Annotated in this window: 15 protein-coding genes; 5 read left to right on the top strand and 10 right to left on the bottom strand. The window is 38.0% G+C overall.

What is annotated here, in order from left to right:
• Positions 1-12: 12 nt before the first annotated feature.
• The 5 genes from H4683_RS15045 to H4683_RS15065 all read right to left on the bottom strand — a co-directional run bounded on the left by H4683_RS15045 (position 13) and on the right by H4683_RS15065 (position 5,055).
• Positions 13-729, bottom strand: a complete 717-nt coding sequence (locus H4683_RS15045) for a (Fe-S)-binding protein (RefSeq protein WP_192599651.1) — start codon at positions 727-729, stop codon at positions 13-15.
• A 266-nt stretch (positions 730-995) separates the two neighbouring features.
• Positions 996-1,718, bottom strand: a complete 723-nt coding sequence (locus H4683_RS15050; protein WP_192599652.1) for a FadR/GntR family transcriptional regulator — start codon at positions 1,716-1,718, stop codon at positions 996-998.
• Between the two features lie 91 nt (positions 1,719-1,809).
• The gene (locus tag H4683_RS15055; RefSeq protein ID WP_192599653.1) at positions 1,810-3,396 is read right to left on the bottom strand and encodes an L-lactate permease; all 1,587 of its coding nucleotides are present in this window, start codon (positions 3,394-3,396) and stop codon (positions 1,810-1,812) included.
• Between the two features lie 347 nt (positions 3,397-3,743).
• The gene (locus H4683_RS15060) at positions 3,744-4,172 is read right to left on the bottom strand and encodes a VOC family protein (RefSeq protein ID WP_192599654.1); all 429 of its coding nucleotides are present in this window, start codon (positions 4,170-4,172) and stop codon (positions 3,744-3,746) included.
• Positions 4,173-4,509: 337 nt separating this feature from the next.
• Positions 4,510-5,055 carry a helix-turn-helix domain-containing protein gene (locus H4683_RS15065; RefSeq protein ID WP_192599655.1) on the bottom strand — a complete coding sequence of 182 codons (546 nt, stop codon included), beginning with the start codon at positions 5,053-5,055 and terminating at the stop codon, positions 4,510-4,512.
• A 143-nt stretch (positions 5,056-5,198) separates the two neighbouring features.
• On the opposite strand from H4683_RS15065, the gene H4683_RS15070 reads away from it, so the two are divergent.
• From H4683_RS15070 to H4683_RS15085, 4 genes are all read left to right on the top strand, one after another.
• Entirely contained in the window at positions 5,199-5,438 is a 240-nt protein-coding gene (locus H4683_RS15070; RefSeq protein ID WP_192599656.1) for a PLD nuclease N-terminal domain-containing protein, read from the top strand.
• Positions 5,435-6,340 carry an ABC transporter ATP-binding protein gene (locus H4683_RS15075; protein ID WP_192599657.1) on the top strand — a complete coding sequence of 302 codons (906 nt, stop codon included), beginning with the start codon at positions 5,435-5,437 and terminating at the stop codon, positions 6,338-6,340. The genes H4683_RS15070 and H4683_RS15075 overlap by 4 nt, the downstream gene beginning before the upstream one ends.
• Positions 6,337-7,125 carry an ABC transporter permease subunit gene (locus tag H4683_RS15080; RefSeq protein WP_192599658.1) on the top strand — a complete coding sequence of 263 codons (789 nt, stop codon included), beginning with the start codon at positions 6,337-6,339 and terminating at the stop codon, positions 7,123-7,125. The genes H4683_RS15075 and H4683_RS15080 overlap by 4 nt, the downstream gene beginning before the upstream one ends.
• 193 nt (positions 7,126-7,318) lie before the next feature.
• Entirely contained in the window at positions 7,319-7,888 is a 570-nt protein-coding gene (locus tag H4683_RS15085) for a biotin transporter BioY (RefSeq protein ID WP_192599659.1), read from the top strand.
• A gap of 391 nt (positions 7,889-8,279) precedes the next feature.
• Here H4683_RS15085 and H4683_RS15090 read toward each other — a convergent pair whose 3' ends face one another.
• The 5 genes from H4683_RS15090 to H4683_RS15110 all read right to left on the bottom strand — a co-directional run bounded on the left by H4683_RS15090 (position 8,280) and on the right by H4683_RS15110 (position 11,857).
• The gene (locus tag H4683_RS15090; protein WP_192599660.1) at positions 8,280-8,612 is read right to left on the bottom strand and encodes an AzlD domain-containing protein; all 333 of its coding nucleotides are present in this window, start codon (positions 8,610-8,612) and stop codon (positions 8,280-8,282) included.
• Positions 8,603-9,322, bottom strand: a complete 720-nt coding sequence (locus tag H4683_RS15095) for an AzlC family ABC transporter permease (protein WP_192599661.1) — start codon at positions 9,320-9,322, stop codon at positions 8,603-8,605. The genes H4683_RS15090 and H4683_RS15095 overlap by 10 nt, the downstream gene beginning before the upstream one ends.
• 96 nt (positions 9,323-9,418) lie before the next feature.
• A complete protein-coding gene (locus H4683_RS15100; protein WP_192599662.1) occupies positions 9,419-10,225 on the bottom strand; it encodes a TrmB family transcriptional regulator in 807 nt (268 codons plus the stop codon).
• 291 nt (positions 10,226-10,516) lie between these two features.
• A complete protein-coding gene (locus H4683_RS15105) occupies positions 10,517-11,347 on the bottom strand; it encodes a DNA alkylation repair protein (RefSeq protein WP_192599663.1) in 831 nt (276 codons plus the stop codon).
• A gap of 33 nt (positions 11,348-11,380) precedes the next feature.
• The gene (locus tag H4683_RS15110) at positions 11,381-11,857 is read right to left on the bottom strand and encodes a GNAT family N-acetyltransferase (RefSeq protein ID WP_192599664.1); all 477 of its coding nucleotides are present in this window, start codon (positions 11,855-11,857) and stop codon (positions 11,381-11,383) included.
• A 220-nt stretch (positions 11,858-12,077) separates the two neighbouring features.
• Here H4683_RS15110 and H4683_RS15115 point away from each other — a divergent pair, with 220 nt between their 5' ends.
• Positions 12,078-12,794 carry a 3-ketoacyl-ACP reductase gene (locus H4683_RS15115; RefSeq protein WP_192599665.1) on the top strand — a complete coding sequence of 239 codons (717 nt, stop codon included), beginning with the start codon at positions 12,078-12,080 and terminating at the stop codon, positions 12,792-12,794.
• Positions 12,795-12,837: the final 43 nt, after the last annotated feature.

The following is a 12,837-nucleotide window of genomic DNA, read 5'->3' on the forward strand; positions in this document are numbered from 1 at the left end:
CCCCCTGCCCGATTAATGTTGATTTAAAATTTCCGTAATATGTGCCACTTTTATGTTTTTACCTTCTCTTGTCATCCGTCCACCAATATTCATCAGACAGGCCATGTCTCCGCCCACTAAGTATTCTGCACCAGTCTCTGTAACATGCCGCGACTTCTCCATGACCATTTCCCCGGAAATAACTGGACTTTTCACAGCGAATGTACCACCAAAACCACAACAATCTTCACCGATTGGAAGCTTGATTAACTCGACACCTTTCACATTTTCTAGCAGTTTTAACGGTGCTTCCTTCACGCCCAAGACACGTGTCATATGGCAGGATGGGTGGTACGTAATTTTGCCAGTAAAGGAGGAACCAACATCGACAACTCCCATAACATCAACAAGAAATTGTGTGATTTCAAATGTTTTTGCAGCGAGCTTATTAGCTTCTTCTTCCCATTTCGGGTCCCCTGCAAATATTTTTGGATATTCTCTTAACATCCCTACACAGGACCCAGAAGGACCCACAACATATTCCGAATCTTTGAATGCCTTCATCATTTGTTTCATTGCTTTTTTTGATTCCTCTAAATAGCCACTGTTATAAGCAGGTTGCCCACAACAAGTCTGTTGTTCTGGGAAATCAACTTCGCAACCAACTCTTTCTAAAATTTCTACAGTGTCTTTTCCAACATTCGAAGCAAAAATATCGCACATACAAGTAATAAATAATGAAACTTTCAACTCTAGCACCTCCAAAGTTTGATAGAACAGGTCATCTGATGACTACTATAGAAAAATGCACTTTAGGAGACTTCAGAAGAAAACACCCAGCTAATCTAAATGAATCAAATATGCCTCGGCGTATTTGTGCCCGGATTTTGAATTGAGCTTACTCAATTGACTCCTTTCAAAATCCGCGGCATCCGCCGGAGGCTTTAACTTTATTCAGCAGGGCTTCGAATCCCCACTGAATTGTCTACACTCATCGTATTCATCTTACTACTTTTTTAAGTGGGAGACTTCTGCTGAATGAAGTTAAATACTATATTTTCTACTTCAACTAAATGATTGAACATACAATTTTGCGCCTCATTAAATTGCTTTCCCTTAATCGCATCAAAAATCAACTGATGCTCTTTTAATAAATTGGCATGTCCCTTTTCTGAATGGAAGATTAGTTTCCGAGCTTCCCTCATAGCTTCCACCATTATATCAGACACACTACCCATTAAATTGATCAGCATTTGATTATGCGTCGCATTAGCAATTGCTAGATGGAATTCTAAATCTGCCTTTTCTCCAAGTTCACCTTCACCATTTGCGTCTCGCATTGCTTGTAATGCCTGCTCCATCGGTAGTAAATCTTCTTCTGAATGACTTATTGCAGCTAATCCTGCCGCACCCACTTCCAATATCTTTCGCACTTGCGATAGTTCTTTGACATCATCACGTTCCATCACCAAAGCAGCAGCAACTGGAAGTAAAAAGTTTGAAGCATCAAAATGAGTGATGTAGGTTCCTTCACCGTGCTTCATTTCCAATAAACCCATCGCCCGTAGTCCACTAAGTGCTTCACGAACTGCCGAGCGGCTAACATCGAAGTTTTTTGCAAGCTGCTCAACTGAGTCTAATTTATCGCCTGGCTTCAATCGTCCAGTCTTTATCAGATTCAGTAATGAATCCGTTACCTCTTCATATATCTTTCTCGTTCGAATCGGTTTATATTCCAAATCCTATTCCTCCAATATACTAACCCTACCATTCAGTTTACTGGAAATAGACGCAATTGGAAAGCAGAACGGCGAGGCAGCCGTTTCCCTCCTATAGTAGGGCGATTACAATATATCCACCAATACCAGTTAAGAGGCCATATAAAATAGCTGGACCTATCGTTTTGCGGATAATATCTCCTTCTTTTCCGGATAAACCGACAACTGCCGATGCAGCAACAACATTATGAACACAAATCATGTTGCCAGCAGCCGCTCCAATAACCTGTAAAGCCAATACAACTTCCGTATTTATACCGGTTTGATTTGCAATATTAAATTGGATAGGAGAAAACGTCAATGTAGAAACAGTCGCACTTCCTGTTATGAAAGCTCCAAGTTCACCAAGAAACGGTGCTGCAAAAATCCACATGGAACCGAAAGTAGCTGCCAATGACTCGGCAATATACTGTGGCATACTGATTAGATCATTCATATTCATTCCCGAATGGGTGAAGACCTGTACTAAAGCTAATGTCGAAAGTAACGCTAAACCCGCTCCCTGTATAGCAACAAGTGATTCTTTAGAGGCTTTGGTAAAGTTTGAAAATGATTTGCGCTGTATAAAGACTGCAAGAATCGCAGCTAAAATCAGTATCGTACCTGGTGAATATAAAACTGGCCATTTTGACGTGATGCCTTCTACACCAAAAATGTTAGTCCATGACCAATCAACTGCAGTCTGCGTAAATTCTTTTACAGATGGCATGATTCGCGTAATAAGTAGCAAACCTACTACTACCAAATAAGGCGACCATGCAGTTAGCAATCCCATAGTCGATTTTTCTGTTTCCACCTTAAAATCATCCTGCAAAGCATCTGTCCATTCCTTTTTCGGCAATAAAAACCCTTTTTTCGCAGTCAGTGTCGCAACAACCAACCCTGTTAATGATGCCAAAATCGATACAAATTCAGGCCCGAATAATGAGGCGTACAATAGGGCAGACAATGTATAGGTAATACCCACGAAGAATGTCCACGGAAATAGTTCCCAAGCACTTTTGAACCCTTTTTTCTTTCCGAAAAACACCGTTAATATAACGACTAATATGAACGGCACAAAAGTCCCAGGTAACAAATCAATCTGTGTAATCTTTACAGCGATATTTTTATAAAATTCTAAATCAGCACCTGGAATATTACTCAAACCAACTTGTACCGGAGTCCCTACTGCTCCGAAAGAAACAGGTGAACTATCCGCTACCAAGGCCAAAGCTGCTGCCGCCATCGGGTTAAATCCCAATGCAATCATTAGCGGTCCCGTAACAGCAGCAGGCGTACCAAACCCTGCCGCTCCTTCAATTAAAGCACCGAATAAAAAGGCAACAAGTACAACTTGTACGCGCATATCCCCCGAGATACCACGAAATCCCTGGTTGATGCGATCGACTGCACCCGTATGACGTAACGTATTTAGTAAAAGAATGGCACCAAATAGGATTAATAGAATCGTCAATGCTTTATGCATTCCCTCAAAAACAGAAGCCAAAACAACGGTCTGTTCCATCCCCCATACAAAGAATGCCAGTGTAATGACAATAACTGCACTAAAAAACATCCCTTTACGTGCAGAGAATCTTAGAATTACTAAAAAGACAAATGGTGCGATAATAGCGCTTAGTGCAATCAATAACAGCATTTTATATCCCCCTTAAGTTAAACATAGGCTCGCTTTCACTAACTAAAGCGCTTACATTATATATCATTATCCAAACTCTACAGGTCATCTGATGACTTGGTGACGTGTTGTTAGTTTATCTAATATTTAAGGGTAGGTCAACTTGTTTTTTCTTAGTTATGAGAAAAGTTAGATAGCAGTTAGTTATTTCCAAAAGAAACACACAAAAAAGACACCCTACCTAATACGATGTAAAGCCATAAAACCAACATCGGTATACAGGATAGATGTCCTCAGGGAAGGATTGAACTGCATCCTTCCTTTATGAAACAGTTTAACACGATTTCAAATTTTAGTTCTTTGCAAAATCACAGCTTCATATCTCCACTGTCATAGTTGAGCTGCCATTGGATGCCGAACTTATCCGTTAGTTGACCGTAGCATTTGCTCCAGAATGTCTCTTGAAGGTCCATAACTACCGTACCGCCTTCTTTTAATTTGTTAAACGCAGCTTTAATTTCATTCAAATCCTTACTCACAATCGCAAGGCTAATATTATTCCCTAGCGTAAAAGGCATACCCGGAAACACGTCTGAAAACATGACGTTACTACCACTAATGTTGAGTCGTGTGTGCATCACTAAATTTTTTGCTTCCTCGGGTAGAGGATATTCCGGATTAGGCGGCGTCTCCCCAAAGGTCATAATTTGGGGTTGCTCCGTTTCAAAAACCTGTGCGTAAAACGCTACTGCTTCACGGCAATTCCCATTAAAATTAAGATAAACGTCGACAGCCATTTACTTCACTCCCTTTTCTACAATGCGTATGCTTTACATTCATATTACATTATTAACTTGTGCATATACAATTATTCAATTCAAACGAAGCGTAAATACGTTACTATTTTTTATCATCATCAATTATTCGGAAATCGTTCTTACGTTAACTTCCCTTCATATTAGCGTCATTCGTTCCACTCTCCCCATGTCTGTTGTCCAATGGTTCTTTCTAGTCTGTTTATTAGTAGCGGAATAATGATTGTGCTCAATGGGATGTCATATGGTATAAGAATATTCGCAAATTCATACGGACTTGTTTCACACTATAAGTAGGTATTATCTTTGATTCACGTGGTTAAGATTCTGGAATGATTGTTATAGCAACCGTTCGATAATGTGTATCCGCTTCATCAATTTTAGCCGTGTTCGTGTAGTATTTCATGAGTAAGTCTTTTAGTTCATTTTGAAACTTTTCAAAATCATTATCATCAAGCTTTAAATCTCCAAGTGAAAAAGTGGCCTTATCTTCTGTACACGCTTGTGTTTCTAGTTTTGTGAGATAGTTTTGATATTGCGTGAAGAGCGATAATTGATAAAAAGAAATGTAACCTAGTTTCTCTTTCGTGGAGTATTCTTTCCATTCATCTGAACTAAGCTTCATTTCCTCTTCATTTAGCACATAGTATTTTTCAGAAACGGATCTCACTTTCTTTTCTTTACTAATTCGAATGATTCCGGCTTCCAATAAAATTTGTATATGTCTATAAAGTGTAGCTTGAGGTACATCTTCAATGATTTTCACCATTTCTAATGGCGTTAAACCGAATTCTTTGTTCCTCATTAACACCTGTGAAATCTTCATTCTTACCGGGTGCATTAATACTTCTGCTTTATTCGCCAAAGTTACTCCCCCTTCATTATATGTATTGAGAATAATATCATTATAGATAACAGAGTGGTTCAATGCAATGTATAAAGAATTTCGTTATCACTATTGATAACGAAATTGTAATAAGGTATAGTACTTCTAAGGAGATGATGAATATGCAATTGCATTATGAGCTGAGTGATCTGAAAGACATTGACTTTATGGCGTTGTTACCAATCATTTTGCCGGTACTTGTTGTAGGTATGCTGTTAGTTCTTGTTGCATTAATCGATTTGTATAGAAATAGAAAGCAGAGAAACAACGTTTTAATGTGGACACTGATTATACTTTTTGCAAATACGCTTGGCCCGATTCTATATTTTGTTGTGGGAAGAAAGGAGAATAAAAGAGTATGAAATTAGAGGTTAAGACTGTCACAAAAGAGTTTAAGGGGAAAATAGCGGTGAAAAACTTTTCAATGGCGATGCAATCAGGCGAATGTGTGGGATTAATAGGGCCAAACGGTGCGGGTAAATCAACACTTCTAAAAATGATTGCAGATATCATTGACCCAAGTGATGGAGAAATAGTCATTGATGGGAAAAAGATTATGAAAATGAAAAAAGAAATTGGATACCTACCGCAATACCCCAACTTTTATCAGTGGATGTCTGCCCAGGAAACACTTCGTTTTATGGGGGAACTATCAGGCCTATCCAAAGATCATTTAACGAAGGCGATTCCAAAAATATTATCACGAGTAGGGCTAAGTAAAGACGCGGACTCGAAAGTCGGATCGTTTTCAGGTGGCATGAAGCAGCGATTAGGGATTGCCCAAGCATTATTGCACAAGCCCTCTTTACTGCTAATGGATGAACCCGTATCTGCACTGGATCCAATTGGTCGAAGAGAAGTGCTGAATCTCATTAATGACATAAAGAAAGAAACAACGATTTTATTTTCAACACATCTATTAGGTGACGCTGAAGAAATATGTGATCGATTTATCATTATTAAAAACGGAGAGAAAATTGAAGATGCGACGATTATGGATTTGCTATCTCGAAATGACGTAAAGAAAATAAGTGTTGAAGTTGCTTCTAAAAATGAGCAATGGATAAAAGCTGTAAAAGAGTTTAATTTCGTGAAAAACGTGGAGGTTCTAGGAAATAAAGTTGAAATAGAAGTTGAAAATGTCCAGTTGAACAAGAAAAAACTGCTAGAAAGTGTGCTGGAGCATCATGTTGATTTAGTTAAATTTGAAATAAAGAGCGGCTCTTTGGAAGATATTTTCTTGAAATTGGTGGTGGAAAAGTGAGGAATTTTACCGTGTTAGTAAAAAAAGAATTCATTCAAATGGCGCGCGACCTAAAAGTTTTTTGGTTACCTCTCGTGTTTGTATTTTTGGGGATTACTCAACCAATCGTTAGCTACTATTTACCAACGATATTAAAAATGGTCGGTGGAGGACAGGGAATCACAATCGACCCCACTATGCCGGTCCAACAAGGCGCGGAAGTACTCGCAAGTACACTGGTTTCACAATTTGATCAGTTAGGGATTATGATCATTGTCATTTCCATGATGGCGGTCGTACAGACTGACAAAGCAAATGGAATGCTGGCCTTTATTTTGACAAGACCTGTAACGGTTCGTTCATATATTAGCGGAAAAATAGTTTCCAATTATATACTCCTTGCGGGTAGCGTATCGCTAGGCTATTTAACTTCCTATCTCTATGTGAATTACTTATTTTCCAATGTTGCCGTTATAAATATGATTGTCGCTTTGCTATTCTATCTACTATGGGTTTTGTTTATGGTGTCGTTTACAACTATGATCAGTACGATTTTCAATAGTCCAGCTGTCATTGCGCTCCTATCCATTGCATTCCTATTTTTCAGTAGAATTATTGTAGGTTTGAGCGTGGCCATCGACTTTATAAATCCAGCAAGTATGAGTAATTACGCCCTAGAGATGCTGATGATCGGCACAGTAAACACGGATGTTATTTGGAGTGTATTAATGACATTTGTGATGATTGGATTCACAATGATTATCACAAACTTTTGGATAGCTCATAAAAAATATGTTACCGACTAGTTGATTAGAGAGAATAATCCCTGGTATAACAACAGCAAAAAAGTAAGCTTGCAATCAGTCGTGTCTTACTACCTGTAAATGCCTGCTGAATGAAGTTAAAAACGTGTTGACGGACTTGATTAGTTTACTATATAATAAATGAGTTATCAATTATTTATTTTTAGTTAACATAGAATCAGGAGATGAAGAACTAATGACAGAATCAAGTTATAAATTACGTATGATGATTGTATCCGCGCTATTCGCAGCCATTATCGGTGTGTTGGCACAGCTTACTTTTCCAACACCACTTGTACCATTCACTGGACAGACACTAGCAATTGGGCTAGCAGCAACCATTTTAGGATCTAGGTATGGAACATTATCCGTATTGATTTACCTTTGTATGGGTGCAGTTGGAATCCCTGTCTTTGCAAATATGTCAGGTGGTTTAGGTAGCCTCTTTGGACCTACTGGTGGATTTTTATTCGGTTTCCTTCCATCTGCATTTGTTATTGGCTATTTCCTTGAGAAAACAAGTTTCACAATTAAAAATGCAATCATCGCCAATATCATTGGAATGTTTATAGCGTTAACATTCGGAACAATTTGGTTGAAATTCATTGCGGATTTACCATGGACTGCCGCATTTGCAGGCGGATTTACACCATTCATTCTTTTCGGTCTTGTTAAAGCTAGTGTTGCATCATGGGCTGGTATAGTCGTTAGAAAACGATTGAAGTCAACAAACCTTTTAACTGCATGGAATGCTGACTTAAAGTAATTATAGAAACACTATAAAAACACTATAAAAACACTATAAAATCAGATTATATAAGTTGAACGAAAGATCATCGGCCCATTTATACTTGAATAGTTGAAAAAAACGCGTCAAACAAGTATATGTAGAATTAATAAAAGTATAAAACTTAAATTTAACTTATATAGTTAGTGCCTTTAAATAAAAGTTTGGCTGTTCCAGCTTTTACAGACAATTGATTCCCTACTTATACTTTTCGGAATCCTTGATGCAGGGGATCCTTTGACGTATAGCATGTACTAATGACACGACATAGCCAAGACTAGCAAGAAGCTAGTCTTGGAGTCGATGTGATACAAAGGTCTCGCATTTAGATTGCCTTCGCCTACCCTGCTGCTTCTAGTCAGTTTCCCCGTTAATGCGGAATAAAATAACGCAACAAAGTCATTGTTACAACCCCGATAAGAACCGTGAATAAGAGGCTTTTAGTAATGAATGCCACCAATAATGTTGGCAATGCCGCTAATAATCTTAAATTTCCGACTACGTATCCAAATTCGTCATTTGGAACGGCGATTTCTTGAATGAATAATGCAGCCATCACGGCTACCGGGATATGTTCTAACCATTTCACAATAGGCTCAGGAATATTCATTTTACTTAAAACTAATAATGGAAGACTTCTTGGAATAAACGTCACAAGAGCACCCAATAAAATGACAAGTAGAAGCGTTGTATTTATTTCCATTTTTCAATCACCATCCCTACAGTCGCCGCTATAAGTGTAGCCAAAACAATATTTATTCCCCCACTGGCTAAAAATAGGCTTGTTATTAAAGTGATACAAATAGCTACAGTCGCTACAATCAAATCAGTTGACCATCTCTTGCGACTAAGTAATTGTAAGACAATTAGACCTATAAACATAGCCGATAAAGCAAAGTCTAACCCGAAAGTCTTTGGGTTTTCTATCCAGTTTCCAAAATAGGCACCGGCAAGATTCGCAAAAATCCAGTTGACATACGCTGTTAGGTTCAATCCTATTAACCAATTGAATTGAAATGGCGTTTTTTTTGTGAGGCGATTAGCGATAATTCCGTATGTTTCATCAGTCAGTAAGAACCCGTTGAGTGCATTCTTCCCTATCGAAAAGTGTTTAAAGTGGGGAGCAAGTGAAGCACTCAATAAGAAATAGCGAAGATTAACTATGAAAATCGCCATAACAATAGAAAAAACTGGAGCTCCTGCTACCATCATACTGGCCACGACAAATTGTGCAGATCCCGCATAAAGAAGCATGGATATGAGTGCAACTTCAACTATGTTCATGCCTGCTGCGGTTTGAACAACCCCCGCTGCAAAGCCTATCCCTAAATAGCCAAATACTGTAGGCAAGCAGTCTTTCACTCCTTGCCATGCTAAATTCGTCTCGAAGGTGTGTACGATTTCTCTAGACATGTTTCATCCTCCCATACATTAAATAGTTATTAGTAGTTATTTTTATAACTACTACGAAAAAAACCTAAGTGAAACGGTCCAAGTGTATTGAACCGTTTACCGTTTACCACTTACAATCGCTGTTAAGTCTTGTCTGTTTCTCCACAGATAATCTAACTTTTCAGCACCATATTCCTGTGTAATTTCTTCAATCATAATGTCATGTCGAATATACTCTATGGCAACAAGAACGAGAGCTGGGTCTTTTGTTTTTACCGCCCATGCAGCACCTTTATTCAAAAAATTAGCAATTATGACTTCTTCATGATCTCTCGCGACAATACTTAAGTGTCCACCTATCCGTTCACTGACAACTTCCGGAGGCATATAATTGTGGTGATACGTATGTCCATACTTTTTATCAGAAGCACCAAACAATAACGAAAAGAATGTAATACCCTCTTTTTCTTTTTGAAGAATACTTGGTTCAAGTGCAGTAGTTTGAGGTTCCCAAATAGAGAGCCAGACCTCATTAGTTGCCTTTAGAATAAGTTCATTCATTTCCTCAAGAACAAATTTATCTGATTTAATTCGCCATATTGTGTCTATTTCTTGCTCGGATTCGAGTGTTGTTAGTTCTTTTTTCAGAAAATCAAAGGATTGATCAAAGCTTTTCTTCATCCGATCAATTAAGTCGGCTGCATTCAAAGGAGAATATTTCACTGGTTCAGAAGGTACTGTATAGATTGCGCCTTTGTCTAAAAGCTTTCCCAAAACTTCATATATCATAGATCGAGGCACACCTGTACGTTTGCTCACTTCATACCCTGTAATGGGTGAGTGTTTCAATAACCCAATGTAAGCTTTACACTCATAAATTGAGAAGCCTAATTGTTCGAGTGCAAGATGAATTTTAGATTCCATAGCACATCTCCTTAGACGTTATTCTATTAACTACTAATATAAAGTGAACCACTTTGTTATGTCAAGTGGCACCGGTGTTCTATTTATTCACCTGAGAAATCCAAAGAAAAAATCCTTTATAATGGACTGTACAGATAAATGTCTATACAAATCTAAATAAAGGATCCCAGTATGGACAAAAATTCACAAACGCTTCATTTGAAAGGTGGATTGAACCTTTGTGGTCAACTTTTATTATCAGAGTCTTCATGTTACTCTAAAAAAAGAAAGTATGAACTAATATCTCATTACTCACATAGAACCCTTCACAATCGTTCTTTTTGCTTTCTTAATAATCTTATCCGTTGCCTTTGATACAGAATCTTTTTCCCATTGTTCGCAAAGGGTAAGCACCCATTCTGGTTGAGTTTTACTTGCATCATTTAACCAATTTCCTACCGAATCCTGAACATATTTAGACGGGTCTGATTTCAACAAATTCAAAATAGGGAGTACCTTTTGAGGTTCTTGTTTTAGAATTTCAATATGCTTACACCATACGCCTCGAGGACGAATCGATTCTACAGAAAATCTACGAATATTCTCATCATCACTTTTTGCCCACTCTACTAACCATTTCACACTTGAATCTATATCTTTAGCAAGGTCCTCCCTAATCGACATCCAAGAAATTTCGCGAACACCAAAATGGGAGTCAGCAGCAAATGGTCGAATATAATCTAGTTTGTCTTTTAATGCGTCATGGGGATTATTATTCATAAAAGCTGCCCAACACCGAACACTATCAGAAATATGAATTGAACATTTTCTAATGAAGTCTTCTTTTTCACTTGTACTTTTTTCAAGCAGTACATTATTTAGTAGGGACCCTATCAATCGAATAGCTTTCATCCCAGTCTCAACACTTTGTTGTTCCATTTCAGCTACAATAAATTCAGATTCATGATCAAAATCTAGCGTTGGTAAAACGTTTCTCAACAAAAAAATATGGTTGACGGCTAACCATTCAGTTAAATTAACACTTTCAATTTCTCCTCGATTGAGTAAAACAAGTACTTCCTTTGGAATATTGATTGCCTTACTAGCGCCTTTTCTATGTAAAATTTCTTCGCTTATAAACATTTATATCCCCCTCTATCCTACCTAGTTGTCACCTTAAACAGACAAAATAAAAATCATTTGCTCTCCCAATTTCCCGATTTTTCTTCTAGCGGTATCCTTATATCCGACTTTTTCATACAACTTTTGTGCTGGGATATTCTTATTATTTACCGCCAAAACAATCTCGTTACATTCAGGAAATTCCTGATGTACAAATCCATTTAGTAGCTCCATCCCCTTCTTTGCATATCCTTTTCCTTGCTGAGAATGGTTTATTGAAAGTGCGGTTAACAACATAGCCCTTGGATTATCTGTATATTCTTTTACTCTGACGCCCGAATGCAATACAAAAAAGCCCACTGGTTCATCTTCACTCACGATGACAATCGGATAGCGTTCATGAGTCGTTTCCAGCATTTCGGTTGGCAATGCGGTAAATTGTTCTTGTTCTTTTGGTAATTCAAATCCCTTTAGAGATTCAATGTATTCAGCTTTATTCCGTTTTAATACTACCTCATTTATTTTTTTCATAATGAACCTCCTCGTATGTTTCTATTTCAATAGTTACTATATCATCTAGAATGTACGTTTGTAAATTTTCAATCTACTACCTAGTCTCCAGGTAAACGCTTAGAATAAGTCACTTGTTTAAGGTCATACTATTGAGTGTGATATACTAGAATATGTAGTGATAATTTGGATATAAAAGTAAATGACGCTTACCAATTAAACTAAAAAGGGGTTCTATATAATGCAAAGCATAACAGGCAAAACGGCAATAATTACAGGGGCCGCTCGTGGTATCGGACGGGCGACAGCAATTGCTTTCGCTAAAGAAGGAATTCACTTAGGGCTTATCGGAAGAACTTCTGCAAACCTTGAAAAAGTGACAAAAGAACTCGAAGAATACGGCGTTAACGTGTCAATGGCTGTCGCTGATGTATCAGACAATGAATCCGTAATTGCTGCAGTTACTCACATCAAATCAGAACTCGGCCCAATCGATATTCTCATCAACAATGCGGGGATTGGTAAATTCGGGAAATTCCTCGAACTGACGCCCGAGGAATTCAAAAATATTATCGATGTCAACTTGATGGGCGTTTACTATGTCACAAGAGCTGTTCTACCCGAAATGATTGAAAGACGTGCTGGTGACATCATTAACATCTCCTCTACTGCTGGTCAAAAAGGTGCACCTGTTACAAGTGCATACAGCGCTTCGAAATTTGGTGTTCTTGGCCTTACTGAATCTCTTATGCTTGAAGTTAGAAAGCATAACATCCGCGTAAGTGCATTGACACCAAGCACAGTGGCAACAGATTTGGCTTTCGATGAAAATCTTACAGATGGTAACCCTGACAAAGTAATGCAACCAGAAGATCTTGCAGAAGTAATGGTAGCACAGTTAAAACTTCACCCACGTATCCTCGTTAAATCTGCGGGTTTATGGTCAACAAATCCGTAAAAATTCATATTAAAAAAGGGTTCATTCCTCTCAACCAAGAGAA

Source organism: Sporosarcina limicola (assembly GCF_014873855.1).
Lineage (GTDB): Bacteria > Bacillota > Bacilli > Bacillales_A > Planococcaceae > Sporosarcina > Sporosarcina limicola.